Below are 23330 nucleotides of genomic sequence, written 5' to 3'. Positions count from 1 at the left end.
CAAGCCCGGCGTGGCTGCCGGGCAGAGACTTATTGCGCCGGGTTAATGGCTGCGGAGGGGGTGGTGCCGGTTTTTTTCGGCTCGCGCTTATCCTGCAACGTGAAAATAGAGATCAGGGTAAAGAGCCCGGCGACGCTGCCGAGAATCAGATAGGTGTTGGCGAAGCCAATGGTATCGTACAGATAGCCTGCCAGCGGAGAGTAAATGGCGGTGGCGATCGAGGCGACGAACAGCACCAGCAAATAGACCGTCGAAGAGAGCTTGTGGTCGAAGTTGGCGGCGATGAATTTAAAGACCGATACCAGAATCAACGGCTTCTCCAGAGCATGCATCATTTTCACCGCACCAATCCACACCGGGCCGAGGGGCACGGCTGAGCCGACAATACGTACCGACATGATCAGCCCGGCGATGATCAGCGCCCATTTGGCGCCGGTCCGGTTAACAAACCATGGCATCAGGCAGAGGAACAGGGTTTCACCGCAGACCTGAATAGACGCGAGGATCCCGTACCAGCGGTTGCCTTCCTCCGGCGTCGGGAACTGTAGCGAGAAGTACTGGGCAAACTGCTGATCGTAGGTGTCGTAAATCTGCGTGACGAACAGGGTAAAGAGCAGCAGCATCCAGAACTGACCATTCTTCGCCAGCTCAAGGGCATGAGAGACCTTCAGCGATTCGCTTCGCGCCACATCGGCGTCGGTTAATTCAATTTTGGTTAGCATAAAGCAGATGGCGGCGATGACAATGGCGAGGCTGGCGAGCCAGAAGGCCAGATTAGGATTGCTGTCGATATATTTACCCACAATCCAGGCCGCCGCTGCCCAGCCTAACGAGCCCCACATCCGCACACGACCATATTCAAACTGATAGCGCCGGGAAATCTTATCGATATAAGAGTCGATTACTCCGCAGCCGGAGTTAAAGATGATCCCCAGATAGATCCCTCCCAGCAAGGCGCCAAACCAAAAGTTGTGCACCAGCAGCGGCGCGTAAACGTAGATAAAGAAGGGGCCCACCGGCAGGAGCAGGGCGACCAGCAGCCAGATAAGCCGTTTTTTCAGGCCGAACTTGTCAGAGATAAAGCCGAAGAAAGGCTGCATCAGCAGGGCGATAAAGGCGTTGACCGAGTAAAGCAGCCCGGTCTTCGTGGCGCTGATGCCAAGATGCTGGGTGGTCCAGATAACGAAGAAAGCCATGGTCGACGACCAGGCGAACAGGTAGAGGAAATCGAAAAGACTCAACAGAAAGTAGTTTCTTTTACCGGACGTCATGTTTCAGTTCCTTGCAAATGGGCAGAGAGAATGTCAGCGATCCACGGGCCGCGTTCGCTGTTTTCCTGGCATGTTATACGTATTACATTAATTATTTGTTATGACATCCGAATTGACGATGGTGCAACAGATCATATGAGGTATTGTGATCATTGCTGCACTAATTTTGTCGCTTATTGCCATTTTCTGTTTATTAATTTCAGCTTGAAATTAATTGTGATCGTATAACATTGTTTTTGTTATACACCCTACAATGCGTTAAAGTTGCCACATTGTAAATGATGTTAAAGAACTGGGGATTATTGACCTGGCGCATCATTTTGCACAAAAAATAACCGTATTATGGAAAGGGTAAAGGACGACAGAGGAGGAACCGTGATGACCGTTGACAGACTATACCGCCACCTTCTGCAGAAGCTTATTAACGCCAATATCGATATTGACGCCTATCTGCAACTGCGAAAGGCCAAAGGCTACATGTCAGTCAGCGAAAATGACCATCTGCGTGATAACTTGTTTGAGCTTTGCCGTGAAATGCGTGCGCAGGCGCCGCGCCTGCAGAATGCCATTTCACCGGAGGAGAGGGATGTCCTTCGCCTGGCCGGCGAATCGGTCGCCGCCGCTGCACTATGCCTGATGAGCGGGCATCATGATTGTCCGCTATACATCGCTGTTAACGTAGAGAAGCTAGAACGCTGTCTGACAGGATTGACCTCAAATATTCATAAATTGAATAAATTGGCGCCAATCACTCATGCCTGATCGGCTGAAACCCAGGGGAAGTGAATGCTTCCCCTGTTAAAGGTTATGTAAAAATCCCCGCGCAAATTTCCCCGCTGGCTACCCTTTAGCCCAGAGCTGACGAAAGGAGAATGCCATGCGTCCGATCCCACTGCTGTTGATATTGAGCGCCTTAGCGCTACCAGCCCTGAGCCAGGCCGCGGTGCGGGTGGAGGTATTGCAAAACCGGCTGGCCCAGCCGTGGGGCATGGCCTTTCTGCCTGACGATCAGGGCATACTGATCACCCTGCGCGGCGGCGAGCTCAAGCGCTGGCAGCCGGGTAAAGGTCTGTCGGCGCCGATAGCCGGCGTGCCGCAGGTATGGGCCAACGGCCAGGGTGGCCTACTGGACGTGGCGCTGGCCCCGGATTTCGCCCAGTCGCGGCGGGTGTGGCTGAGCTATGCGGAAAGCGACGCCAGCGGTAAGGCGGGCACCGCGGTGGGCTATGGGCGGTTGAGCGAGGATGCCACGCAGCTGACGAACTTTACCGTGGTCTTTCGCCAGCAGCCGAAGCTCTCCGTCGGCAATCATTTTGGCGGCAGGCTGGTGTTCGACGGCAAAGGATATTTGTTTATCGGGCTGGGCGAAAATAATCAGCGCGCCACCGCCCAGGATCTCAGCAAGCTGCAGGGGAAAGTGGTCCGCCTGACGGAGACCGGAGGTGTACCGCCGGATAACCCTTTTGTCGGCCGGGCTGACGCCAGGCCGGAGATCTGGGCTTACGGCATCCGTAATCCGCAGGGCATGGCGATGAATCCCTGGAGCGAGGCGCTGTGGCTGAACGAGCATGGCCCGCGCGGCGGAGATGAAATTAATATTCCGCAGGCGGGGAAAAATTACGGCTGGCCGCTGGCGACGCACGGTATTAACTACAGCGGCCTGCCCATTCCGGAAGCAAAAGGCAAAACGGTTCCGGGGACCGAACCTCCCCTGTATGTCTGGCCGGTCTCTCCCGGGGTGAGCGGGATGGCCTTTTATTCGGCGCCGACCTTTCCCCAGTGGCAGCATAAGCTGTTTATCGGCGCGCTGAAGGAGACATCGCTGATTGTCCTGGCGGTGGACGGTAATCAGGTCCGCGAGGAGGGGAGATTACTGGAGGCGCGCGGAAAACGCATCCGCGATGTTCGCGTGGGACCCGACGGCTATCTGTACGTTTTAACCGACGAGTCTAACGGCGAGCTATTGCGGTTGAGTCCCGAGGCTTAGCCTCAGGTCACCGGGATCTGCACTACTTCGCGCCAGGCAGGACGTTGGCTAATCTGCTGATACCAGCGCTGCAGATGGGGCCGCGGTTGCCAGCTGTCGAGGATCGACAACAGATTGTAGACGAAGGGAGCGACGGCAATATCGCCAAGGCCGAACTGCTCGCCGGAGAGCCACGGCGTTTTGGCCAGTTCGTCATCCAGCATGGCGAACAGCGCTTCGCAGGCGCTGATCCCCGCGGCGATGGCCGCCGGGTCGCGCTGCTCCGGTGGCGTTCTCACCAGGCCCATTAATACCGGGCGATGGGCGGGTGAGAGGGTGCCGTTGGACCAATCCATCCACTTTTCCCCTTGCGCGCGCTGCGCCGGCGCGGCCAGCCACAGACGGTCAACGCCATACTGGGCCGCCAGGTAGCGAATAATCGTATTTGATTCCCACAATACCACCCCGGTGGCATCGTCCTTTAACAACGGCACCAGCCCGTTCGGGTTCATCGCCAGATATTCCGGGTCATGATTGAGACCAAACTCCAGCCCGGCGAGGATCTGCTGATAAGGCAGATCCAGCTCCTCCAGCACCCAGCGTACTTTCTTCACGTTGGTCGAGTTATTACGTCCCCACAGTGTAATCATTTTCGCTCCTGAGTTTGTTTCACTGCCGTTGCAGCGCGATCGGCGATCATGTTGGGATAAAGTTAAAAATCCGGCAAGCTTTTTTATTTGGCTGTTATTAAAGGTTTTTATGCTTACTCCCTTCAGCCAGGGGCACTCCTGGGTTACAGGGCCCGGAAAGTGTTTTTACTATTTTACAGGAGTAATATCTATAGGGTGTTACGCTACGAAGGAAAGGGCGTGGTCATGGTGTATCTTATTGATAATTAAAGATTTAAATCAAGCACGCATCTATAAAAACGCTCCCTCTCCGTCTCGGTTAAAATCTCAATGTCGCCTGAGGGTATAATTTGATGCTGATTATTGCATCGCAATCATCTGAGGAACACAGGTTAATATTAATAAATAGAAAGATAGTGAAAGAATTATATTTTTACAGGGATGAACTGTTGTTTTTATCGATCGGATATACATCTTTTTCATCCCACCCAGAAAAAATAGACCATGAGAGGCGCCGACTGGCTGGAAGATATTCTGAAAAATAGCAAAAAAAACCCAGTGACTGGCACTGGGGAGTAAATTTACTCAGGGTTGCATGCTGTTCTCAAGATAATATTCGAGTCTCGAAGTATGGGTTAACCAAAGGTAACCATCAACTTCCATACAGACTACATGGGAAATATACTGTATTAAATAACCAGGAATCCACCCTTACTTTTGTGCTATTTATCTTACCTGGGTAATCACTGCGGGGGTAAGTGGTATATAATGCAATAATCAGTATTTGAATCTATAGCGTTAAACGAGCAGAGCCTGGTAGAGGACTTTACTTTCCCCGGAAGGATTTGAAAAAGGCGGTTAAAATGAATGACTGATAAGGATGGCCAGCATACTATCGCGGTGCTATCAAAACATCCCTGCAAAACGAAATAGGGATAAAAGAAGCACTGGCGAACTGCAGTCTGGAAGAGCGAGTCGTAGAGCTCGATATGGCATCGGACGAGAAGGGTAGGAGATTACCCGGGAAGAGATGTTAACCTTTTCATCAAACCAGCGTGATTAATAACGGGCAACAGAATCAGAGCGGCCCGGGATTTTGAGAGCAATACTTCTGTAAAGGCCACGGCTGTGGATGCGCTGTTATGAATGTATTTGTAAAATTTATCACCATCCAGAGTCGCCTTGAAAAAAAAAAGCCCAGCGACAGGCTGGGGTGTAATTACACGCATAAAGGGATATGCCATTTTCAACACAATATGCGAATCTTAATTTATGGAATAACTGCGGGTGAGCTACCCGCTTCCATAAAGATTGCAGGGGAAACTATACTGTATTTAATGACCAGGAATCCATCCTTATCGATGTGCTATTTTTCTTACTTGTGTAATACGGAAAGGGAAAATAGCCCGATAAACTATCTTTTACCGATATGCCGACTAAAACAGGAAAGCCGTCTGCCTGCTTATCCAGTGGGCGAATAATTCATATCATTAGCGGGAGGCTCTCCCTTCCTGACCTCAATTCCTGATGGTGGCGTATAGAGGGGATAGCTGATTGATATCCTTTATCAAGGAGATTGCGCCTCCATCGGCGGAATGCTATGGCAATCGAAGCCCTGCTGAACATGGCGATCAGGCAGGCCCGATGGAGAGAAAAGTGCGGGCGTTGTTGCTAATTTCCTGAGACGGGCGTAATGACCGTCTCAAGCATAGCCCGGGAGTTCTCAACTGCATTTCAGGCGTAAATACGGCCTACAGAACCTTCAGGTTTATATTTAAGCGTCTGAGACTTCTACAGCAGCAAGCCAGATGTGGTTATTGTGAGTTCGGAAGTTGAACTGGGCCTCATGGAATGCAACCGGGCCGACATTTTGAGTTTTGTGAAGGGTATCAGCAGTAACAACCATCCCCGGTTCTCAGGTGAAGGGGGTAGGGGCGACGCGACTGGATATCACTGGCCAGGCTTTCGCTTACCCCACACGGCCCCGCCATAATGTGAATCTATGACCAGGCAAACCACAATGAAAGACACGCTTGCGACGTCTCTTTAGTAGCATTTTCCCCGAAGAGAAGTGAGCTATGCCATTGAAATTTCGGTGACAAATTGGTTTTGAAAGGCGATTTTTTTCTTGCCATAATAAAGTTAACATTAAGGCGATTACGATCAAAAAAATTGTTCTGATTAAAGCACAGCGGCATGTTATTGCGTAAACTTTAAAAACTTTACCAACTCGCTGTTTCTTTAAGGTCATTTGTACGCTTTACTCACCGGTTGCTGCGGCGCGGTCAGAGTGGCGCGGCATATTTTGTTTGGAAAGGATACTTGGGTGGCTCTTATGATGCATGACGCTTTTTCCCTTCGCGGCCTCGCGGCAGGTTGCGCGCTGTTATTTCTTGTCGCACCTGCGGTGCAGGCTGCGGAACAACTCCCCGACGCCCCTTCAATTGACGCTCGCGCCTGGATCCTGATGGACTATGCCAGCGGGAAGGTGCTCAGCGAAGGCAATGCCGATGAAAAACTCGACCCGGCCAGTCTGACGAAGATCATGACCAGCTACGTGGTAGGGCAGGCAATAAAAGCGGGAAAAATCAAACTGACCGATATGGTGACCGTTGGGCGCGATGCCTGGGCGACCGGCAACCCGGCGCTGCGCGGCTCATCGGTGATGTTCCTCAAGCCTGGCATGCAGGTTTCCGTAGAAGATCTGAACAAAGGGGTGATCATTCAGTCCGGTAACGACGCCAGCATTGCAATTGCTGACTACGTAGCGGGCAGCCAGGACGCTTTCGTTAGCCTGATGAACGGCTACGCCAAAAAAATGGGGCTGACCAACACTACCTTTATGACCGTCCACGGCCTTGACGCGCCGGGGCAGTTCAGCACCGCCCGCGATATGGCGCTGCTGACCAAAGCGATGATCCACGACGTACCGGAAGAGTACGCGGTACATAAAGAGAAAGAGTTCACTTTCAATAAAATTCGCCAGCCGAACCGCAACCGCCTGCTGTGGAGCAGCAACCTCAACGCCGATGGCGTGAAAACCGGGACCACCGCCGGGGCCGGCTATAACCTCGTCTCCTCGGCCACTCAGGGTGATATGCGTTTGATCGCCGTGGTGCTGGGGACCAAAACCGACCGCATTCGCTTTAACGAGTCAGAAAAACTGCTGACCTGGGGCTTCCGCTTCTTTGAAACCGTGACGCCGATTAAACCAGATGCCACCTTCGTTACCCAGCGCGTGTGGTTTGGCGATAGCAATGAAGCGAAACTGGGGGCTGGCGAGGCGGGCTCTATCACTTTGCCGAAGGGCCAGCTGAAAAACCTGAAAGCCAGCTATACCTTAAATCAGCCGCAGCTTACCGCGCCGCTGGAGAAGGGACAGGTGGTCGGGACTATCGACTTTAAGCTAAATGATAAAACCATTGAACAGCGTCCGCTGATTGTCATGGAGTCGGTAAAAGAGGGCGGCTTCTTCAGCCGGATGATCGACTTCGTGCTGATGAAACTGCACGGCTGGTTCGGCAGCTGGTTCTCCTGATGCCTGCCCGCGCCCTGCGGGGCGCGGGCAGCGACGCTTCAATACAGTAGGGAAATCTGCTGCGCCTTCGCCAGCGCGACCAGCTCATCATCCGGGCAGATATCGCTGGCAATCACGTCAAATTTCGCTAACGCCCCCATGCGCGCCGGACGCACTTTGCCAAACTTGCTGTGGTCGACCACCAGCACGTGATAGCGCGCGTGACGCATCGCCCAGTGCTTAACCGGCAGCTCTTCCAGGTTATAGCAGGTCGCCCCCTGCTCGCAGTCGATCCCCGCCGCCGAGTAAAAGGCGATATCAGGGCTCAGATGGCTGAGGGTATCCTCAAGGCTCAGCGGCATAAAAATCGCGTTGCTGGCATGAAACTCCCCACCGCACAGGACCGCGCGGCACTGGGGTTTTTCCTGCAGGGCCAGAAAGGTGTTCAGGGAGTAGCAGACGCCGGTGAAGGGCAGGGCATCGTCAATGGCGTCAATAATCCACGGCGTGGTGGTCCCGCAGTCGAAGAAGGCCATCTGATGGGCCTCCAGCAGCGCGGCCGCATGGCGAGCGGCACGGCGTTTTTCCTCGACCAGCCGGGTTTTTTGATCGCTGAGCAGGTAATGGGTGGCGCTGCGCGGCTCCAGCACAATGTATCCGCCGAGCAGCACAACCGGGCCGCTGTGGCCATTGAGGTCGCGACGAATGGTCATTTCCGACACCCCAAGCAGGGAAGCGGCTTCTTTCAGATGCAGCTTATCGCTGCGTTTAAGTGCCTGAATGAGCTGACTGATACGTTCGTCACGGCGAGTTTCCATATTCCCTCTGCGCTAAAATCGCCCTGCGGGGGCAGGGCGTTAGCGGGATTTTACCTGTCGCTTGCGGGTTAGTCACGCGGTGGCCGCAGCGACGGCGGCGTTTAGCCGCGCACCCAGCCTTTGCGGATTGGCAAGGAGAAGCAGAGACGATACAGCCGCTGCAGCTGATGGTATAGCGCCGGGCCGAACGTGTGCCAGATCAGCGCCGCGCCAAGGCAGCCGCACATCCCGGCCAGCAGCCCGCCGACCATATCCAGCGGCCAGTGCACGCCGAGATAGACACGGGACCAGGCGATGGCGGCGGCAATGGCCATCAGCAGGGCGCCGGACCACAGGCGATGCCAGAACAGGAAGGCCAGGGCAAAGGTAAAGCTGACGGTGCCATGGTCGCTGGGGAAGGAGTCGTCCGCCGCGTGGTGCAGGAAGTTATAGCCTACGCCGGCGACAAACGGCCGATCGTGCGGATAGAGGTGGCCGATCGCCCACGACACGGTCAGGCTGATCGTCAGCGCCAGCATCAGCTTAAACACCATCTGCCGCTGGGCAGGCCCCCACAGCCACAATGTCACCACCAGCAGAGGTACGATCAGAATCAGATCTTTAGCGATGAAGATCGCCATCTCAATGGCCCACTGCGGCGAGGCAGGCGTCGCGTTGAGCAGGGCGAACAGCGCATAGTTAATATTTTCCAGCATAGACTTCCAGGCTCGTTGGTCCGATAGCAATTAAGCCGCCTACCCTAAATAAAAGCGGTGCGGAGTTAAAGGCGGCATTGTCTTAAAGATCAGGTTGTTATGAAATCCACTACCATAAAGTCTACGGCTAACAGCCTGAAAAACGTCAGTATATCGTTTGTCACATTGCTGAAACATAAACGGAATATATACACAGGCTGAATAACAGGGGAGAGGCAGGACGATGGCGCACGGCTCGTAATATTGTGCGGTGTCACCCACAATTCACTATCTCCGCGCCGGGAGTTTCATTACACTTTGCGCGATTTTTGATAGATAAGAGATTTCATGCAAAATTATTCGCTTTCAGGCCGCCGCCTCGGAAGGCAGGCGCTGTTGTTCCCGTTATGTCTGGTGCTGTACGAATTTTCCACTTATATCGGCAACGATATGATTCAGCCGGGCATGTTAGCCGTGGTGCAGGAATTTCAGGTGGGCAACGAATGGGTACCTACCTCAATGACTGCCTATCTGGCAGGCGGCATGTTTTTACAGTGGCTGCTGGGGCCGCTGTCGGATCGTATTGGCCGCCGTCCGGTGATGTTGACCGGCGTAGTATGGTTCATCGTTACCTGCCTGGCGACGCTGCTGGCGCAGACCATTGAGCAGTTTACCCTGCTGCGCTTCCTGCAGGGGATCAGCCTGTGCTTTATTGGCGCGGTAGGCTATGCGGCGATACAGGAGTCCTTTGAGGAGGCGGTGTGTATCAAAATCACCGCCCTGATGGCTAACGTGGCGCTGATTGCCCCGCTGCTGGGGCCGCTGGTGGGCGCCGCCTGGGTGCATGTCCTGCCGTGGGAGATGATGTTTGTCCTGTTCGCCGTGCTGGCGGCCATCTCGTTCTTCGGCCTGCAGCGGGCGATGCCGGAGACCGCGACGCGGCTGGGCGAAAAGCTGTCGGTGAAAGAGCTGGGCCGCGACTATCGGCTGGTGCTGAAGAACCTGCGCTTCGTCGCCGGCGCGCTGGCCACCGGCTTTGTCAGCCTGCCGCTGCTGGCGTGGATTGCCCAGTCGCCGGTGATTATTATCAGCGGCGAACAGGCCACCAGCTATGAGTACGGCATGCTGCAGGTGCCGATTTTCGGGGCGCTGATTGCCGGCAACCTGGTGCTGGCGCGCCTGACTGCGCGTCGGACCGTGCGCTCGCTGATTATCATGGGCGGTTGGCCGATCATGTTTGGCCTGATCCTCTCTGCGGCGGCGACCGTGGTCTCTTCCCACGCTTATCTGTGGATGACGGCCGGTCTGAGCTTCTACGCCTTCGGGATTGGCCTCGCGAACGCCGGCCTGGTGCGTTTAACCCTGTTCGCCAGCGAGATGAGTAAAGGCACGGTCTCGGCGGCGATGGGAATGCTGCAGATGCTGATCTTCACCGTCGGCATCGAGCTCAGCAAACATGCTTACGAGCTGGGCGGCAACGGGCTGTTCAGCCTGTTTAACCTGCTGGGTGGGGTACTATGGCTGGGGCTGATGATTTACTTTCTGAAAGATAAAAGCGTCGGCAATTCGCAGCAGGGGTAGTTGTTTTCAACCCGGATGCGCTCGCATCCGGGTCTTATCAGGCGAACGGCGCTTCGCGATCCAACACCTTATCAATAATCTGCAGGACACCTTCTTCGTTGTTATGCGGCGCCTGATAGCGGGCGACGGCTTTGACGTCTTCCCGGGCGTTGGCCATGGCAAAGCCAAACCCGGCGTGCTGCAGCATTTCGATATCGTTGCCGCTGTCGCCGAACGCCACCACCTCGTGATCCTCAATGCCCCAGCGCTGCTGCAAAATGCGCAGCCCGTTGGCTTTGTGCACACCCGGGATAATTAAGTCGATGCTGCCGTAGCCGGTGGCCACCGCGGTGACCATGTCCCCCAGCGCCGCGTGCAGCTTCGGCTGAATTTCCGGGATCAGGCTGTCTGGCACGTTGAGACCAAATTTGAGGATGGTGTCATCGAGATGGTTAAAATCATCCACCAGTTCAAGGCGGTGATAATACTTCGCCGCCACCGTCTTCAGCGCGTCGTTGTAGCGATTGAGGGTGTAGGCGCTGCGCTTCCCGCAGGCGATGATTTCGATATTCGGCAACGTCTGCAGATGGTCGACCACGGCGTTGAAGTGGTGAACCGGCAGTTGGCAGTTGAAGACGTCTTCATTGCCGCTCACCACCCAGCCGCCGTTTTCCGCCACGAAGGCGATCTGATGGGCGATCTCCGGGAAAAAGGAGATCAGCTGATAATATTGGTTGCCGCTGGCGACCACGAAGCGAATATTCTGTTCGCGCATTCGCTGGTACTGGGCGAGGAAGCGCGGCCGGTTGTAAGTTTTGGCATCGCTTAAAAAGGTGCCGTCCATATCCACCGCAATCAGTTTGATGCTCATTAGCTGTTCTCCATAACGGGTTCAGATTGTGGCTTAGCCACCGCGCGGGCGACCAGCGCCGCCACCATCACCAGACCCAGCACCACCATCATGGCGCTGCGCAGGCCGAAGTGTTCGCCGAGGAAACCCAGCAGCGGCGGCCCGACGAGGAAAGCGAGATAGCCGGTGATCGCCACCACGCTGACGCGCTTGGGCGCGTCCGGCCCGGTATCGCTGGCGGCGGAGATGGTCAGCGGGAAGCCGAGCGAGGCGCCAATGCCCCACAGCAGCACCGAGATGCCCGCCACCCAGGGGTTATCGACGAAGATGATCAGGCCTATGCCGAGGGCGCCCATCACTGCGCTGCCGCGGACCACCGCCACCCGGCTGTAGCGATCGATAAACCAGCCGCCGGTAAAGCGGCCCAGCGTCATGCCGAGGGTGAAACCGGCATAAATCAGGGAGCCGGAGGTGGGGCTAAAGCCGTGGCCATCCACCATCAGCAGCGGCAGCCAGTCGTTGGCCGAGCCTTCGGCAAAGGCCATCGCCAGGACAATGACGCCGATCAGCAGCAGCTGCGCGTCGCGCCACACCGGCAGACCTTTCGCCTCACCGTGGGCGACTTCGGCGGCATTTTTACCGGTGCCGTCAGGAATGGCGCGGATAGCAATGGCGATGGGCAGGATAGCCACCAGCGCAGCCGCCAGGATGTGCGGGGCGGCCGGCAGACCGAATCCGGTCACTGCCATGCCCACCCCGGCGCCGAACAGGGTGCCAAAGCTGTAGAAGCCATGCATCATCGGCAGCACCGTTTTATTCATCTCCCGCTCGATCGCCGCGCCTTCGACGTTAATAGCGACTTCTGCAGAGCCAAAGCTGGCGCCGAAGATGGCCAGGCCGAAGGCGAACAGCGGGGCGGAAGTGACCCACAGCGCCAGGCTGAGCACCAGCATGCCAAGCACGGCGAAGGACATGGTGGTGCGGATGACCTTGCGGGTACCAAAGCGCTTCACCAGCCACGCCGAGCAGAGAATACCGCTCATCGACCCCACCGACAGACCAAACAGCACCACGCCCATCTCTGCGGTGGATAGCGCCAACAGATCGCGGATCGCCGGCGTGCGGGTGGCCCAGGAGGCCATTAACAAGCCGGGGATGAAAAAGAACATAAACAGCGCCCATAGCCGAAGCTGCAGCGCTCTGCGCGAGGATTGCGTCGTCATCCGTAAACGCCTTAAAGGAGAAGAGTGAAGACAACAGTAGCAAGTAAGTGTACATTTGTACATAAACCGGAAGAGGAAAATCATGGCCCGTAGACCAAACGATCCGCAGCGCCGCGAGCGCATCCTGCAGGCGACGCTGGATACCATCGCGGCGCACGGCATCCATGCGGTGACGCACCGTAAAATCGCCACCTGCGCGAATGTGCCGCTGGGATCGCTGACCTACTATTTCAGCGGCATTGAGGCGTTAATTGAGGAGGCGTTCAGCCTGTTTACCGCCGAGATGTCGGCGCAGTATCAGCAAGGCTTCGTCGGGGTAACGAACCGGGAACAAGCCTGCGATGCCATCGCGGATCTGATCTTCAGCGCCCAGGTGACCACGGCGCGCAATATGGAGCTGATGTACCAGCTGTACGCGTTCTGCAGCAGTCAGCCGGCGCTGAAGGCGGTGATGCAGAACTGGATGCGGCGCAGCCAGCAGACGCTGGAGCAGTGGTTCGCCCCCGATACCGCCCGCGGTCTCGACGCCTTTATTGAAGGGATGACCTTGCACTTTGTCACCGACCGCGCGCCGCTGTCGAAGGCGGCAATCCGCATGATGGTCGGGCAGCTGGCAGGGGAGAGGGCGCAGGAAGAGGGGCGCTGAAGCGGCGTTTCACCCGGAATGGCTAAACGCAGGCAACAAAAAACCCATCAACCTTGAACCGAAGTGGCGGGGTTGATGGGCTCCACAAAATGGGGACATCAAAGAAAAGCAGTGGCATTACTTATGACTGATGCCCTGAGAAAAAGTTCTGCCTGTGACGGTTTTTTTCGCAAAAAATTTATTGTAGCCCTGGCCAGATGATCACGATGAGCGTCCCGGCGAGGGTGAGCAGCACGTTGGCGATGGCGTAGGTGCCCGCGTAGCCGAGCGCGGGAATGTTGCTGCGCGCGGTATCGCTGATGATCTCCATCGCCGGGGCGCAGGTGCGGGCTCCCATCATGGCGCCGAACAGCATCGCCCGGTTCATGCGCAGCACGTAGGCGCCAAACAGGAAGCAGATCACCACCGGCACCAGGCTGACGATAAGCCCTGCCGCCAGCATCTGGCCGCCGACAGCGCCCAGACCGTTATTGATCCCGGCGCCGGCGCTGAGTCCGACCCCGGCCATAAATACCATCAGACCAAATTCTTTCACCATGTTCAGCGCCCCCTGCGGGATATAGCCGAAGGTTGGGTGGTTGGCGCGCAGGAAGCCAAGCATGATGCCGGCGAACAGCAGTCCGGCGGCGTTGCCGATGCCGAAGCTGAAGGAGCTGAACTGGAAGGTGATCATGCCGATCATCAGGCCGACGATAAAGAAGGCACAGAAGGCCAACAGATCGGTCACCTGGCTGTGAATGGAGATAAAGCCGATGCGGTCGGCCACGGTTTTTACGCGGCGGGCGTCGCCGCTGACCTGCAGCACGTCGCCTTTGTTCAGTACGACGTTATCGTCGATAGGCATCTCGATCTGGCTGCGAATAACCCGGTTTAAGAAGCAGCCGTGGTCGGTAAGCTTGAGCTGCGCCAGGCGGCGGCCGACGGCGTTGTGGTTTTTGACCACAATCTCTTCAGTGACGATGCGCATGTCGAGCAGATCGCGGTCGAACACCTCTTTACCGTTGCGGAAGCTCGGGTCGAGGCGGGCGTGGGCGTCCGGGTAGCCCACCAGCGCAATATCGTCACCCATCTGCAGCACCGCGTCGCCGTCCGGGTTGGCCAGAATGCCGTTGCGACGAATGCGTTCAATATAGCAGCCGGTCTGGCGGTAAATACCCAGTTCGCGCAGATTTTTGCCATCCGCCCAGGCCACCAGCTCCGGGCCGACGCGGTAGGCGCGGATCACCGGCAGGTAGACTTTACGTTTGGAATCGGTATCGAGGCCGCGCTCGCGGGCGATTTGCTGGGCGCTGGTCTGCAGATCCTGATGCTGCAGCTTGGGCATATAGCGGGCGCCGACGATCAGGCTCACCAGACCAACCAGATAGGTCAGGGCATAGCCGAGGCTCAGATGGTCAAGCGACTGCGCCAGCTGATCGCTGGGCAGGCCGAAATGGCGCAGGGTGTCGCCCGCGCCCACCAGCACCGGGGTGGAGGTCATGGCGCCTGCCAGCATACCGGCGGTGAGCCCGATATCCCAGCCGAACACTTTACCCAGCACCATGGCGATCAGCATCGCGCTGCCGACCATCACCAGCGCCAGCATCAGGTAGTTTTTCCCGTCGCGGAAAAAAATAGAAAAAAAGTTGGGCCCGGCTTCTACGCCAACGCAAAAAATAAACAGCATAAAGCCGAGATTAAGGGCATCGGTGTTAATCGCGAAATGCTGCTGGCCTAATAATAGAGAAACGACTAAAACGCCAATGGAATTACCAAGTTGTACTGAGCCGAGACGCAGTTTTCCCAGGCATAGTCCTAATGCAAGTACAACGAATAATAACAGGATGTAATTCCCGTTTAACAAATCTGCGACGTTTATATTCACGAAAGCCAACTTCTCATTTACTAGTAAGTTGTTGAAGGAAATGGTTATTTGGTCTAAGGTTGCTCAGGCGTTCGCGTTGTCGCGAACCTATTCTGGCACCCTGTTATAACCAGCAAAAATATACCGCTAGTTTAATCCTTCCTGGATGCGGCGGCTAGTGACAATCGTTTTTAGGCTGGTAGGGGAGTTATTGGCATGGATTGCCGAAATGCTTTATCTGACTGGGCGACGTGGACGTGAGTTAGAGGCAACATCAGGAGGATACGGTGAAATCTGAGCGTAGTTGGGCCGGCATTATCTGTGGCTTCGTTCTGTTCATTGTGGTGTGCTTATCGTTGTTGTTACATATGAAAGGGGCATTTCGCGCCAGCGGCAACCCGGAGCTGGGCCTGCTCTTCTTTTTGCTGCCAGGGGCGGCGGCGAGCTGTCTCTCTCCCGGACGGCGAGTGCTGCGTCCTTTGCTCGGCGCGATACTGGCGGCGCCGGTCTGCATGGTGACGATGCGGCTGTTCTTCGTGACCCACCGGACGTTCTGGCAGGAGATGGCGTGGGTGTTGAGCGCCGTGTTCTGGTGCGCGCTTGGGGCATTGTGCTTTTTGTTTATCTGCGCCTGGCTTGATACCTGGCGCAGTCATTCATCGAGCAAATAAATTGACTCAGGCAAACAGGCCGAGATTCTCTTTTGCCCAGGCTTCAAAATCGGTGCAGCCGCCGATGTGTTTCTGGTCGACGAAAATCTGCGGCACGGTTTCAACCGGTTTGCCAACGGTTTTTTCCAGGTCAGCTTTGCTGATGCCTTCGGCATGAATATCCACGTAGCGGTAGTTGAAATCATCACGCTCGTTGGTCAGTTTTTCTGCCAGTTCTTTAGCGCGAACGCAGTAAGGGCAGCCTGGACGACCAAAAATAACGGTAAACATTGCTTCTCTCCTTAAACCTCAGCCGGATGGCGAATGGCGCTTATGATGCCTGCAACGGGCGGGGAGGGAAAGAAGGTTCTGCCTTTTACTTCGATGGTTTACGGCTATGTTTGATAAATGTCGGACTGTCAAAACCCGTATACTGGCCCGACGGCGCGGTGGCATTGGCTGGCGCGCCGCGTTTATCAACCGGAGAGGCGTGATGCGAAAATTTGCCCCATTGCCGAAAAGCATTCTGCTGGTTGAGATCCTCGGGATGGGGCTGTTAACCCTCGCCTGGCTCTCCCTTAACCAGTATGTCCAGCTGCCTGCGCCCTTTGCCAGCCCGACCGCGGCGCTGGTGATGCTCTTTGCCGGGATCGTGCTGATGATCCCCGCCGCCATCGTCGTGATGTGGCGGATGGCGCAGATCGTGGCCCCGCAGTTAACGCACTCTCCAAAGCCTGAATCCTTGTCTGACAGAGAAAAACGTAATGACGCCGACCATTGAGCTGCTGCGCAGCCACCGTTCCATCCGCCACTTCACCGATGCCCCCGTGAGCGACGAACAGCGCGCAGAGATTATCGCCAGCGCGCAAGCGGCATCTACCTCGAGTTTTTTACAGTGCACCTCCATCATCCGTATTACTGACCCGACCCTGCGTGAACGTTTGGTCCCGCTGACCGGCGGCCAGCAGCACGTCGCCCAGGCGGCGGAGTTTTGGGTCTTCTGCGCCGACTTTAATCGCCACCTGCAGATCTGCCCACAGGCGCAGCTGGGGCTGGCGGAACAACTGCTGATCGGCGTTGTCGATACGGCGCTGCTGGCGCAAAACGCGCTGACCGCCGCCGAGTCCCTCGGACTAGGGGGCGTCTATATCGGCGGGTTGCGCAACAGCATTGAGGCCGTCACAGAGCTGCTGGAGCTGCCGCAGCACGTCCTGCCGCTGTTCGGTCTTTGCCTTGGCTGGCCGGCGGATAACCCGGACATCAAGCCGCGGATGCCGGCGGCCATGCTGGTGCATGAGAACCGCTATCAGCCGCTGGATAACGCGCTGCTGGCGGAGTATGACGAACAGCTGGCGCACTATTATCTGTCGCGCGGCAGCAACGCCCGCCGCGATACCTGGAGCGACCATATCCGGCGCACTATCGTGAAAGAGAGTCGTCCGTTTATTCTTGACTATCTGCATAAGCAGGGGTGGGCAACGCGCTGATTACGTGTACACTGCTGCTCCGGCCAGGTGATATCCGCCGCCGGCCGCAGGAAAGGTGAAAGTGTGTTCGATAGCTGAGGCCCGCCAGAGCGGGTCTTTTCGCAGAGGTGCAGGATGAAAATTGCCATATTATCCCGGGATGGAACGCTTTATTCATGTCGGCGCCTGCGCGAAGCAGCGCAACAGCGCGGTCATCAGATCGAGATCCTCGATCCGCTTTCCTGTTATATGAACGTCAGCCCGGTGGCCTCGTCGATCCACTACAAAGGGCGTCAACTGCCGCACTTTGATGCGGTGATCCCGCGCATTGGCTCGGCGATCACCTACTATGGCACCGCGGCCCTGCGCCAGTTTGAGCTCCTGGGAAGCTATCCGCTGAATGAGTCGGTCGCCATCACCCGCGCTCGCGATAAGCTGCGCTCGCTGCAGCTGCTGGCGCGCCAGGGCATCGATCTGCCATTGACCGGCATCGCTCACTCCCCGGATGACACCAGCGATCTGATCGCCATGGTGGGCGGCGCGCCGCTGGTGGTGAAGCTGGTGGAAGGCACCCAGGGGATCGGCGTGGTGCTGGCGGAGACCCGCCAGGCGGCGGAGAGCGTGATCGACGCCTTTCGCGGACTGAACGCTCATATTCTGGTGCAGGAATACATTGCCGAAGCGAAAGGGTGCGATATCCGCTGCCTGGTGGTCGGCAATGAGGTGGTGGCGGCGATCGAGCGGCGGGCGAAAGAGGGGGATTTCCGCTCTAACCTGCACCGCGGCGGCATGGCCACGGTGGCGCAGATTAGCGACGAGGAGCGGGCCATTGCCATCAAGGCAACGCAAACTCTCGGGCTGGACGCCGCCGGTGTCGATATTTTACGCGCCGCCCGCGGGCCGCTGGTGATGGAGGTGAATGCCTCGCCGGGGCTGGAAGGGGTGGAAACCACCACCGGCGTGGATGTCGCCGGCAAGATGATCGCCTGGATCGAGCGCCAGGCGACGCCGGAATTCTGTTTGAAAATAGGCGGCTAACCGCCGGATGCAAGACGGCCATGGTATGCGGCGCTTTTTTTGCGTAAGCTATGGCGTCGTTTTTCCACTGTAAGAGGTCACAGGCACTATGGATTCACTGGTCGTTCCAGGTCTGGATACGCTACGTCGCTGGCTGGACGAAATCGGCATCAGCTTTTTTGAGTGCGATTCCTGTCAGGCATTGCACCTGCCGCATATGCAGAATTTCGACGGTATTTTTGATGCCAAAATTGACCTGGTGGACAACGTGGTGCTCTTTTCCGCCCTGGCGGAGGTGAAGCCGTCTGCCCTGCTGGCGCTGTCGGCGGATCTCTCGGCCATCAACGCCAGCTCGTTAACCGTGAAGGCGTTTATCGACATTCAGGACGATAATTTGCCCAAGCTGGTGGTTTGCCAGTCGCTGTCTATCGGCCCAGGGGTGACCATGGAGCAGTTCGCCTGGTTCTTCCGCCAAAGCGAAGAGCAGATCTCGATGGTAATCCTCGAAGCCGGCGCAAATCAGCTGCTGTACAAAGGCGAAGAAGAAGAGCCTGCGGCGGAAAACGTGCAATACCATTTTCTTCACTAAACCTGCCTAAAATTAGCGCAGCCACTACCGCAGCGGCTGCGTATTACCCGCTTTTATTCTGCATTTAACCTTTCTTTAAAGCATTATTCACCGCCATTCAGGCCGTTTTGGCTTATCACGTAGACCGTTATTGCATAAAAATTTGATAAAAGGCGTTTTTTTACCTGGGCTATAGCCTCTTATTCTGGCTACAGTTATTCTGGCGATGCTTCCAGTTGCGAGCAACCACTCCGGGAGAGATCCGCTCTCCTTTTCTCAGGCAATGAAAAAATATGCATGATTTTTGCATGCGTAGAAATGCGTATATTTGAGCCCGTAAGTTAACGGGCGTTGAGAAGGAAAAGAGATATGACCGCCTTTGGTAAAAAATGGTTAACAGGTCTGGTTACGGGTGCGCTGATGGCCGTCTCTGCCGGTTCGCTCGCCGCCGAACAAAAAACCCTGCATGTTTATAACTGGTCTGATTATATCGCGCCGGACACGGTAGCGAATTTCGAAAAAGAGACCGGGATTAAAGTGGTGTATGACGTTTTTGATTCCAACGAAGTGCTGGAAGGCAAATTAATGGCGGGTAGCACCGGTTTCGACCTGGTGGTGCCGTCGGCAAGCTTCCTCGAACGCCAGCTGGCGGCGGGCGTGTTCCAGCCGCTGGATAAAAGTAAGCTGCCCAACTGGAAGAACCTTGACCCCGAAGTGCTGAAGCTGGTCGCCAAGCATGACCCGGAGAATAAATACGCCATGCCTTACCTGTGGGCGACGACGGGCATTGGCTACAACGTGGATAAGGTGAAAGCCGTTCTCGGCAAAGATGCGCCGGTGGACAGCTGGGATCTGGTGCTGAAGCCGGAGAACCTCGAAAAACTGAAAAGCTGCGGCGTTTCCTTCCTCGACGCGCCGGAAGAGATTTTCGCCACCGTGCTGAACTACCTCGGCAAAGATCCGAACAGCAGCAAAGCGGATGATTACACCGGCCCGGCGACCGATCTGCTGCTGAAGCTGCGGCCGAACATTCGCTACTTCCACTCTTCGCAATATATTAACGACCTTGCCAATGGCGACATCTGCGTGGCGATCGGCTGGGCAGGGGACGTCTGGCAGGCGGCCAACCGCGCGAAAGAGGCGAAGAACGGCGTCAATGTCTCCTACTTTATTCCGAAGGAAGGCGCGCTGGCGTTCTTTGACGTCTTTGCCATGCCGGCCGACGCGAAGAATAAAGATGAAGCCTATCAGTTCCTTAACTATCTGATGCGTCCGGACGTCATCGCCAAAATCAGCGACCAGGTGTTCTACGCCAACGGCAACAAGGCTTCCACGCCGCTGGTCAGCGAGACTATCCGTAACAACCCGGCGATTTATCCGCCAGCGGATGTGTTCGCCAAACTGTTCACGCTGAAGGTGCAGGATCCGAAGATTGACCGCGTGCGCACCCGCGCGTGGACCAAAGTGAAGAGCGGCAAATAATTCCTGACGGCCCGTCGAACACGGGCCAAATCAGATCTGCACTCGCCGGGAAATAGCAGCGCGCCCGGCGAGCAGAAGCACCAGGATGGTGCAAATGCACTGTTAAGCACGAAGTATGGCACCGGACCATATGGTGATCGTTTTTTTGCCGGAGAGCACCCGATTGAACGACGTAATGCCCCGCCCACAGGCGAAAGCCCCCAAAGCGCTGACCCCGCTACTGGAAATCCGTAACTTAACCAAGTCGTTTGATGGCCAGCATGCGGTCGACGACGTCAGTCTCACTATCTACAAAGGCGAAATTTTTGCTCTGCTGGGCGCGTCAGGCTGCGGGAAATCGACGCTGCTGCGCATGCTGGCGGGCTTTGAACAACCGACCGCCGGGCAGATTATGCTCGACGGCGTGGATCTGGCGCGCGTGCCGCCCTATCAGCGGCCTATTAATATGATGTTCCAGTCCTATGCCCTGTTTCCCCATATGACCGTTGAGCAGAATATTGCCTTCGGCCTGAAGCAGGACCGCCTGCCTAAGGCGGAAATCACCGCCCGGGTGCAGGAGATGCTGGCCCTGGTACATATGCAGGAGTTTGCCAAACGTAAGCCGCACCAACTCTCAGGCGGCCAGCGGCAGCGCGTCGCGTTGGCGCGCAGCCTGGCGAAACGGCCCAAGCTGCTGCTGCTTGATGAACCGATGGGGGCGCTGGATAAAAAGCTGCGCGATCGCATGCAGCTCGAGGTGGTGGATATTCTTGAGCGCGTTGGCGTGACCTGCGTGATGGTGACCCACGATCAGGAAGAGGCGATGACCATGGCGGGCCGTATCGCCATCATGAATCGCGGCAAGTTTGTGCAGATTGGCGAACCGGAAGAGATTTACGAGCACCCGACCACCCGCTACAGCGCCGAGTTTATCGGCTCGGTGAACGTCTTTGAAGGGCTGGTGAAGGAGCGTCTGGAAGACGGTCTGGTGCTAAGCTCCCCGGGACTGATGCATCCGCTGAAGGTCGACCCCGACGCCTCGGTGGTGGACAACGTGCCGGTCTGGGTGGCGCTGCGTCCGGAGAAGATCATGCTGTGCGATGAACCGCCGGCGGACGGCTACAATTTTGCCGTCGGCGAGGTGATTCATATCGCCTATCTGGGGGATCTCTCTATCTATCATGTGCGCCTGCAAAGCGGGCAGATGATCAGCGCCCAGCTGCAGAATGAACACCGCCATCGGAAAGGGACGCCCACCTGGGGCGATGAGGTGCGTTTATGCTGGGATGCTGACAGCTGCGTTGTGCTGACGGTGTGAGGAGAGGGCGATGAATACCGTTGAATCCCCGTCAGGGGCGAAAAAACCGGGCGGCTTCGCGCTGTGGGCGGCGCGCCTGCAGATGGCGCATGGCCGCAAGCTGGTGATTGCGCTGCCCTATCTGTGGCTGATCCTGTTGTTTATGCTACCGTTCCTGATCGTGTTCAAGATAAGTCTTGCCGAGATGGCGCGGGCGATCCCTCCCTACACCGAGCTGATGGAGTGGGCGGACGGCCAGCTGACGCTGACGCTTAACTTTGCCAACTTCCTACAGTTGACTGACGATCCGCTCTATTTTGAAGCTTATCTCCAGTCGCTGCAGGTGGCGGGTATCTCGACGATCTGCTGCCTGCTGCTGGGCTATCCGCTGGCCTGGGCGGTGGCGCACAGCAAGCCGTCGACGCGTAATATTCTGCTGCTGTTGGTGATCCTCCCGTCGTGGACCTCGTTTTTGATCCGCGTCTATGCCTGGATGGGGCTGCTGAAGAGCAACGGGGTGTTGAATAACTTCCTGCTGTGGTTAGGGGTTATCGATCAGCCGCTGGAGATCCTGCACACCAACCTGGCGGTGTACATCGGTATCGTGTATGCCTATCTGCCGTTTATGGTGCTGCCTATCTACACCGCGCTGACCCGCATCGACTATTCGCTGGTGGAGGCCTCGCTGGATCTCGGCGCCCGGCCGCTGAAGACCTTCTTCCAGGTGATCGTCCCGCTCACCAAAGGCGGCATTATCGCCGGCTCCATGCTGGTGTTTATCCCGGCGGTCGGCGAGTTCGTGATCCCGGAACTGCTGGGCGGGCCGGACAGCATCATGATTGGCCGCGTGCTGTGGCAGGAGTTCTTTAACAACCGCGACTGGCCGGTCGCCTCGGCGGTGGCGATTGTCATGCTGCTGTTGCTGATCGTGCCGATCATGTGGTTCCACAAGCACCAGCAAAAACAGATGGGAGAGCAGGGATGAACGACTTGCCGGTAGTACGCTCGCCGTGGCGCATTCTGATCCTCGTGCTCGGGTTCACCTTCCTCTACGCCCCGATGCTGATGCTGGTGATCTACTCGTTCAACAGCTCGAAGCTGGTAACGGTCTGGGCCGGATGGTCGACGCGCTGGTATAGCGAACTGTTCCACGATGATGCGATGATGAGCGCGGTAGGATTGAGCCTGACCATCGCCGCCTGCGCGGCGACGGCGGCGGCGATCCTCGGTACCATCGCCGCGGTGGTGATGGTGCGCTTTGGGCGTTTTCGCGGCTCCAACGGCTTCGCGTTTATGATCACCGCGCCGCTGGTCATGCCGGACGTGATCACCGGTCTCTCGCTGCTGCTGCTGTTCGTGGCGCTGGGACATGCCATCGGCTGGCCGTCGGACCGCGGCATGTTGACCATCTGGCTGGCGCATGTCACCTTCTGTACCGCCTACGTGGCGGTGGTGATCTCCTCGCGCCTGCGCGAGCTGGACCACTCTATTGAAGAGGCGGCGATGGATCTTGGCGCCGCGCCGCTGAAGGTCTTCTTCGTCATCACGCTGCCGATGATTATGCCGGCGGTGATCTCCGGCTGGCTGCTGGCCTTCACGCTGTCGCTGGATGACCTGGTGATCGCCAGCTTTGTCTCCGGTCCCGGGGCCACGACCTTGCCGATGCTGGTCTTCTCCAGCGTGCGCATGGGGGTCAACCCGGAGATCAACGCCCTGGCGACGCTCATCCTCGGCGTGGTCGGTATTGTTGGTTTTATCGCCTGGTATTTGATGGCCCGCGCAGAAAAGCAGCGAGTGCGCGATATCCAGCGTGCAAGACAAGGCTGAACCACCTAAAATCGGTACAGCAGCCTCCGGTCGGCGCCACCCTGTGG

At 56.8% G+C, this 23330-nt stretch carries 23 protein-coding genes; 15 read left to right on the top strand and 8 right to left on the bottom strand.

Annotated elements, in window-relative coordinates:
- Window positions 1–29: 29 nt before the first annotated feature.
- Window positions 30–1271 carry an oligosaccharide MFS transporter gene (locus KHQ26_RS11160; RefSeq protein ID WP_009485547.1) on the bottom strand — a complete coding sequence of 414 codons (1242 nt, stop codon included), beginning with the start codon at window positions 1269–1271 and terminating at the stop codon, window positions 30–32.
- 378 nt (window positions 1272–1649) lie between these two features.
- On the opposite strand from KHQ26_RS11160, the gene bssR reads away from it, so the two are divergent.
- Together bssR and KHQ26_RS11150 are read left to right on the top strand one after the other, a co-directional pair.
- The gene (gene bssR, locus KHQ26_RS11155) at window positions 1650–2033 is read left to right on the top strand and encodes a biofilm formation regulator BssR (RefSeq protein WP_004151712.1); all 384 of its coding nucleotides are present in this window, start codon (window positions 1650–1652) and stop codon (window positions 2031–2033) included.
- A 115-nt stretch (window positions 2034–2148) separates the two neighbouring features.
- Complete coding sequence (locus KHQ26_RS11150; protein ID WP_004141981.1) at window positions 2149–3258, top strand: PQQ-dependent sugar dehydrogenase; 1110 nt, start codon at window positions 2149–2151, stop codon at window positions 3256–3258.
- Window positions 3259–3260: 2 nt separating this feature from the next.
- Here the strand turns inward: KHQ26_RS11150 and KHQ26_RS11145 are convergent, their stop codons facing one another.
- Complete coding sequence (locus KHQ26_RS11145; protein WP_004176727.1) at window positions 3261–3887, bottom strand: glutathione S-transferase family protein; 627 nt, start codon at window positions 3885–3887, stop codon at window positions 3261–3263.
- Between the two features lie 1533 nt (window positions 3888–5420).
- Between KHQ26_RS11145 and KHQ26_RS11140 the strand changes: the two genes are divergently transcribed.
- The gene (locus tag KHQ26_RS11140) at window positions 5421–5549 is read left to right on the top strand and encodes a hypothetical protein (protein ID WP_020806119.1); all 129 of its coding nucleotides are present in this window, start codon (window positions 5421–5423) and stop codon (window positions 5547–5549) included.
- A 652-nt stretch (window positions 5550–6201) separates the two neighbouring features.
- On the top strand, window positions 6202–7404 hold the full coding sequence (gene dacC, locus KHQ26_RS11135; protein WP_004191175.1) for a serine-type D-Ala-D-Ala carboxypeptidase: 1203 nt from the start codon (window positions 6202–6204) through the stop codon (window positions 7402–7404).
- Between the two features lie 38 nt (window positions 7405–7442).
- Here dacC and deoR read toward each other — a convergent pair whose 3' ends face one another.
- Window positions 7443–8201, bottom strand: a complete 759-nt coding sequence (gene deoR / locus KHQ26_RS11130) for a DNA-binding transcriptional repressor DeoR (protein WP_004151717.1) — start codon at window positions 8199–8201, stop codon at window positions 7443–7445.
- Between the two features lie 101 nt (window positions 8202–8302).
- Window positions 8303–8896, bottom strand: coding sequence for an undecaprenyl-diphosphate phosphatase (gene ybjG / locus KHQ26_RS11125; RefSeq protein ID WP_004141974.1), 594 nt, complete (start codon window positions 8894–8896; stop codon window positions 8303–8305).
- Between the two features lie 327 nt (window positions 8897–9223).
- Between ybjG and kdeA the strand changes: the two genes are divergently transcribed.
- Window positions 9224–10456, top strand: a complete 1233-nt coding sequence (gene kdeA, locus KHQ26_RS11120) for a multidrug efflux MFS transporter KdeA (RefSeq protein WP_004151718.1) — start codon at window positions 9224–9226, stop codon at window positions 10454–10456.
- A gap of 37 nt (window positions 10457–10493) precedes the next feature.
- Here kdeA and KHQ26_RS11115 read toward each other — a convergent pair whose 3' ends face one another.
- Window positions 10494–11306 carry a Cof-type HAD-IIB family hydrolase gene (locus KHQ26_RS11115; RefSeq protein ID WP_004141971.1) on the bottom strand — a complete coding sequence of 271 codons (813 nt, stop codon included), beginning with the start codon at window positions 11304–11306 and terminating at the stop codon, window positions 10494–10496.
- Window positions 11306–12508 (bottom strand): MFS transporter, encoded by a 1203-nt coding sequence (locus KHQ26_RS11110; RefSeq protein WP_004151719.1) that lies wholly within the window; start codon window positions 12506–12508, stop codon window positions 11306–11308. Before KHQ26_RS11110 ends, KHQ26_RS11115 begins: the two co-directional genes overlap by 1 nt.
- Before the next feature lie 82 nt (window positions 12509–12590).
- On the opposite strand from KHQ26_RS11110, the gene KHQ26_RS11105 reads away from it, so the two are divergent.
- Window positions 12591–13154 carry a TetR/AcrR family transcriptional regulator gene (locus KHQ26_RS11105; RefSeq protein WP_004141969.1) on the top strand — a complete coding sequence of 188 codons (564 nt, stop codon included), beginning with the start codon at window positions 12591–12593 and terminating at the stop codon, window positions 13152–13154.
- A gap of 178 nt (window positions 13155–13332) precedes the next feature.
- Here the strand turns inward: KHQ26_RS11105 and KHQ26_RS11100 are convergent, their stop codons facing one another.
- Window positions 13333–15018 (bottom strand): aspartate:alanine antiporter, encoded by a 1686-nt coding sequence (locus tag KHQ26_RS11100; protein WP_004179131.1) that lies wholly within the window; start codon window positions 15016–15018, stop codon window positions 13333–13335.
- Window positions 15019–15284: 266 nt separating this feature from the next.
- Between KHQ26_RS11100 and ybjM the strand changes: the two genes are divergently transcribed.
- Window positions 15285–15668: an inner membrane protein YbjM gene (gene ybjM / locus KHQ26_RS11095; protein ID WP_002896351.1), complete on the top strand. Its 384-nt coding sequence runs from the start codon at window positions 15285–15287 to the stop codon at window positions 15666–15668.
- 6 nt (window positions 15669–15674) lie between these two features.
- Here ybjM and KHQ26_RS11090 read toward each other — a convergent pair whose 3' ends face one another.
- Entirely contained in the window at window positions 15675–15938 is a 264-nt protein-coding gene (locus KHQ26_RS11090; protein WP_002896352.1) for a GrxA family glutaredoxin, read from the bottom strand.
- A 202-nt stretch (window positions 15939–16140) separates the two neighbouring features.
- On the opposite strand from KHQ26_RS11090, the gene KHQ26_RS11085 reads away from it, so the two are divergent.
- From KHQ26_RS11085 to potI, 8 genes are all read left to right on the top strand, one after another.
- Window positions 16141–16428, top strand: a complete 288-nt coding sequence (locus KHQ26_RS11085) for a YbjC family protein (RefSeq protein ID WP_004176724.1) — start codon at window positions 16141–16143, stop codon at window positions 16426–16428.
- A complete protein-coding gene (gene nfsA / locus KHQ26_RS11080) occupies window positions 16412–17134 on the top strand; it encodes a nitroreductase NfsA (RefSeq protein WP_004176720.1) in 723 nt (240 codons plus the stop codon). The genes KHQ26_RS11085 and nfsA overlap by 17 nt, the downstream gene beginning before the upstream one ends.
- 114 nt (window positions 17135–17248) lie before the next feature.
- Window positions 17249–18151, top strand: coding sequence for a 30S ribosomal protein S6--L-glutamate ligase (rimK, locus tag KHQ26_RS11075; RefSeq protein WP_002896363.1), 903 nt, complete (start codon window positions 17249–17251; stop codon window positions 18149–18151).
- A gap of 88 nt (window positions 18152–18239) precedes the next feature.
- Window positions 18240–18719, top strand: coding sequence for a YbjN domain-containing protein (locus KHQ26_RS11070; RefSeq protein ID WP_002896365.1), 480 nt, complete (start codon window positions 18240–18242; stop codon window positions 18717–18719).
- A gap of 348 nt (window positions 18720–19067) precedes the next feature.
- Window positions 19068–20180: a spermidine/putrescine ABC transporter substrate-binding protein PotF gene (gene potF, locus KHQ26_RS11065; protein ID WP_002896368.1), complete on the top strand. Its 1113-nt coding sequence runs from the start codon at window positions 19068–19070 to the stop codon at window positions 20178–20180.
- 163 nt (window positions 20181–20343) lie between these two features.
- On the top strand, window positions 20344–21477 hold the full coding sequence (potG, locus tag KHQ26_RS11060) for a putrescine ABC transporter ATP-binding subunit PotG (protein WP_002896370.1): 1134 nt from the start codon (window positions 20344–20346) through the stop codon (window positions 21475–21477).
- 10 nt (window positions 21478–21487) lie between these two features.
- Window positions 21488–22441 (top strand): putrescine ABC transporter permease PotH, encoded by a 954-nt coding sequence (potH, locus tag KHQ26_RS11055; protein ID WP_002896371.1) that lies wholly within the window; start codon window positions 21488–21490, stop codon window positions 22439–22441.
- The gene (gene potI / locus KHQ26_RS11050) at window positions 22438–23283 is read left to right on the top strand and encodes a putrescine ABC transporter permease PotI (RefSeq protein ID WP_002896372.1); all 846 of its coding nucleotides are present in this window, start codon (window positions 22438–22440) and stop codon (window positions 23281–23283) included. Before potH ends, potI begins: the two co-directional genes overlap by 4 nt.
- The last annotated feature ends 47 nt before the right edge of the window (window positions 23284–23330 follow it).

The sequence above is a fragment of the Klebsiella sp. 10 genome, from assembly GCF_018223925.1.
GTDB classification, from domain to species: Bacteria; Pseudomonadota; Gammaproteobacteria; order Enterobacterales; family Enterobacteriaceae; genus Klebsiella; species Klebsiella pneumoniae.
This window is presented reverse-complemented; position numbering and strand designations above follow the sequence as displayed.

What these genes read in the sequence shown, in the direction of transcription:
- KHQ26_RS11160 (WP_009485547.1), bottom strand. Translation starts at nt 1,271, where the DNA reads ATGACGTCCGGTAAAAGAAACTACTTTCTGTTGAGTCTTTTCGATTTC.
- bssR (WP_004151712.1), top strand. Translation starts at nt 1,650, where the DNA reads ATGACCGTTGACAGACTATACCGCCACCTTCTGCAGAAGCTTATTAAC.
- KHQ26_RS11150 (WP_004141981.1), top strand. Translation starts at nt 2,149, where the DNA reads ATGCGTCCGATCCCACTGCTGTTGATATTGAGCGCCTTAGCGCTACCA.
- KHQ26_RS11145 (WP_004176727.1), bottom strand. Translation starts at nt 3,887, where the DNA reads ATGATTACACTGTGGGGACGTAATAACTCGACCAACGTGAAGAAAGTA.
- dacC (WP_004191175.1), top strand. Translation starts at nt 6,202, where the DNA reads ATGATGCATGACGCTTTTTCCCTTCGCGGCCTCGCGGCAGGTTGCGCG.
- deoR (WP_004151717.1), bottom strand. Translation starts at nt 8,201, where the DNA reads ATGGAAACTCGCCGTGACGAACGTATCAGTCAGCTCATTCAGGCACTT.
- ybjG (WP_004141974.1), bottom strand. Translation starts at nt 8,896, where the DNA reads ATGCTGGAAAATATTAACTATGCGCTGTTCGCCCTGCTCAACGCGACG.
- kdeA (WP_004151718.1), top strand. Translation starts at nt 9,224, where the DNA reads ATGCAAAATTATTCGCTTTCAGGCCGCCGCCTCGGAAGGCAGGCGCTG.
- KHQ26_RS11115 (WP_004141971.1), bottom strand. Translation starts at nt 11,306, where the DNA reads ATGAGCATCAAACTGATTGCGGTGGATATGGACGGCACCTTTTTAAGC.
- KHQ26_RS11110 (WP_004151719.1), bottom strand. Translation starts at nt 12,508, where the DNA reads ATGACGACGCAATCCTCGCGCAGAGCGCTGCAGCTTCGGCTATGGGCG.
- KHQ26_RS11105 (WP_004141969.1), top strand. Translation starts at nt 12,591, where the DNA reads ATGGCCCGTAGACCAAACGATCCGCAGCGCCGCGAGCGCATCCTGCAG.
- KHQ26_RS11090 (WP_002896352.1), bottom strand. Translation starts at nt 15,938, where the DNA reads ATGTTTACCGTTATTTTTGGTCGTCCAGGCTGCCCTTACTGCGTTCGC.
- KHQ26_RS11085 (WP_004176724.1), top strand. Translation starts at nt 16,141, where the DNA reads ATGCGAAAATTTGCCCCATTGCCGAAAAGCATTCTGCTGGTTGAGATC.
- nfsA (WP_004176720.1), top strand. Translation starts at nt 16,412, where the DNA reads ATGACGCCGACCATTGAGCTGCTGCGCAGCCACCGTTCCATCCGCCAC.
- rimK (WP_002896363.1), top strand. Translation starts at nt 17,249, where the DNA reads ATGAAAATTGCCATATTATCCCGGGATGGAACGCTTTATTCATGTCGG.
- KHQ26_RS11070 (WP_002896365.1), top strand. Translation starts at nt 18,240, where the DNA reads ATGGATTCACTGGTCGTTCCAGGTCTGGATACGCTACGTCGCTGGCTG.
- potF (WP_002896368.1), top strand. Translation starts at nt 19,068, where the DNA reads ATGACCGCCTTTGGTAAAAAATGGTTAACAGGTCTGGTTACGGGTGCG.
- potH (WP_002896371.1), top strand. Translation starts at nt 21,488, where the DNA reads ATGAATACCGTTGAATCCCCGTCAGGGGCGAAAAAACCGGGCGGCTTC.
- potI (WP_002896372.1), top strand. Translation starts at nt 22,438, where the DNA reads ATGAACGACTTGCCGGTAGTACGCTCGCCGTGGCGCATTCTGATCCTC.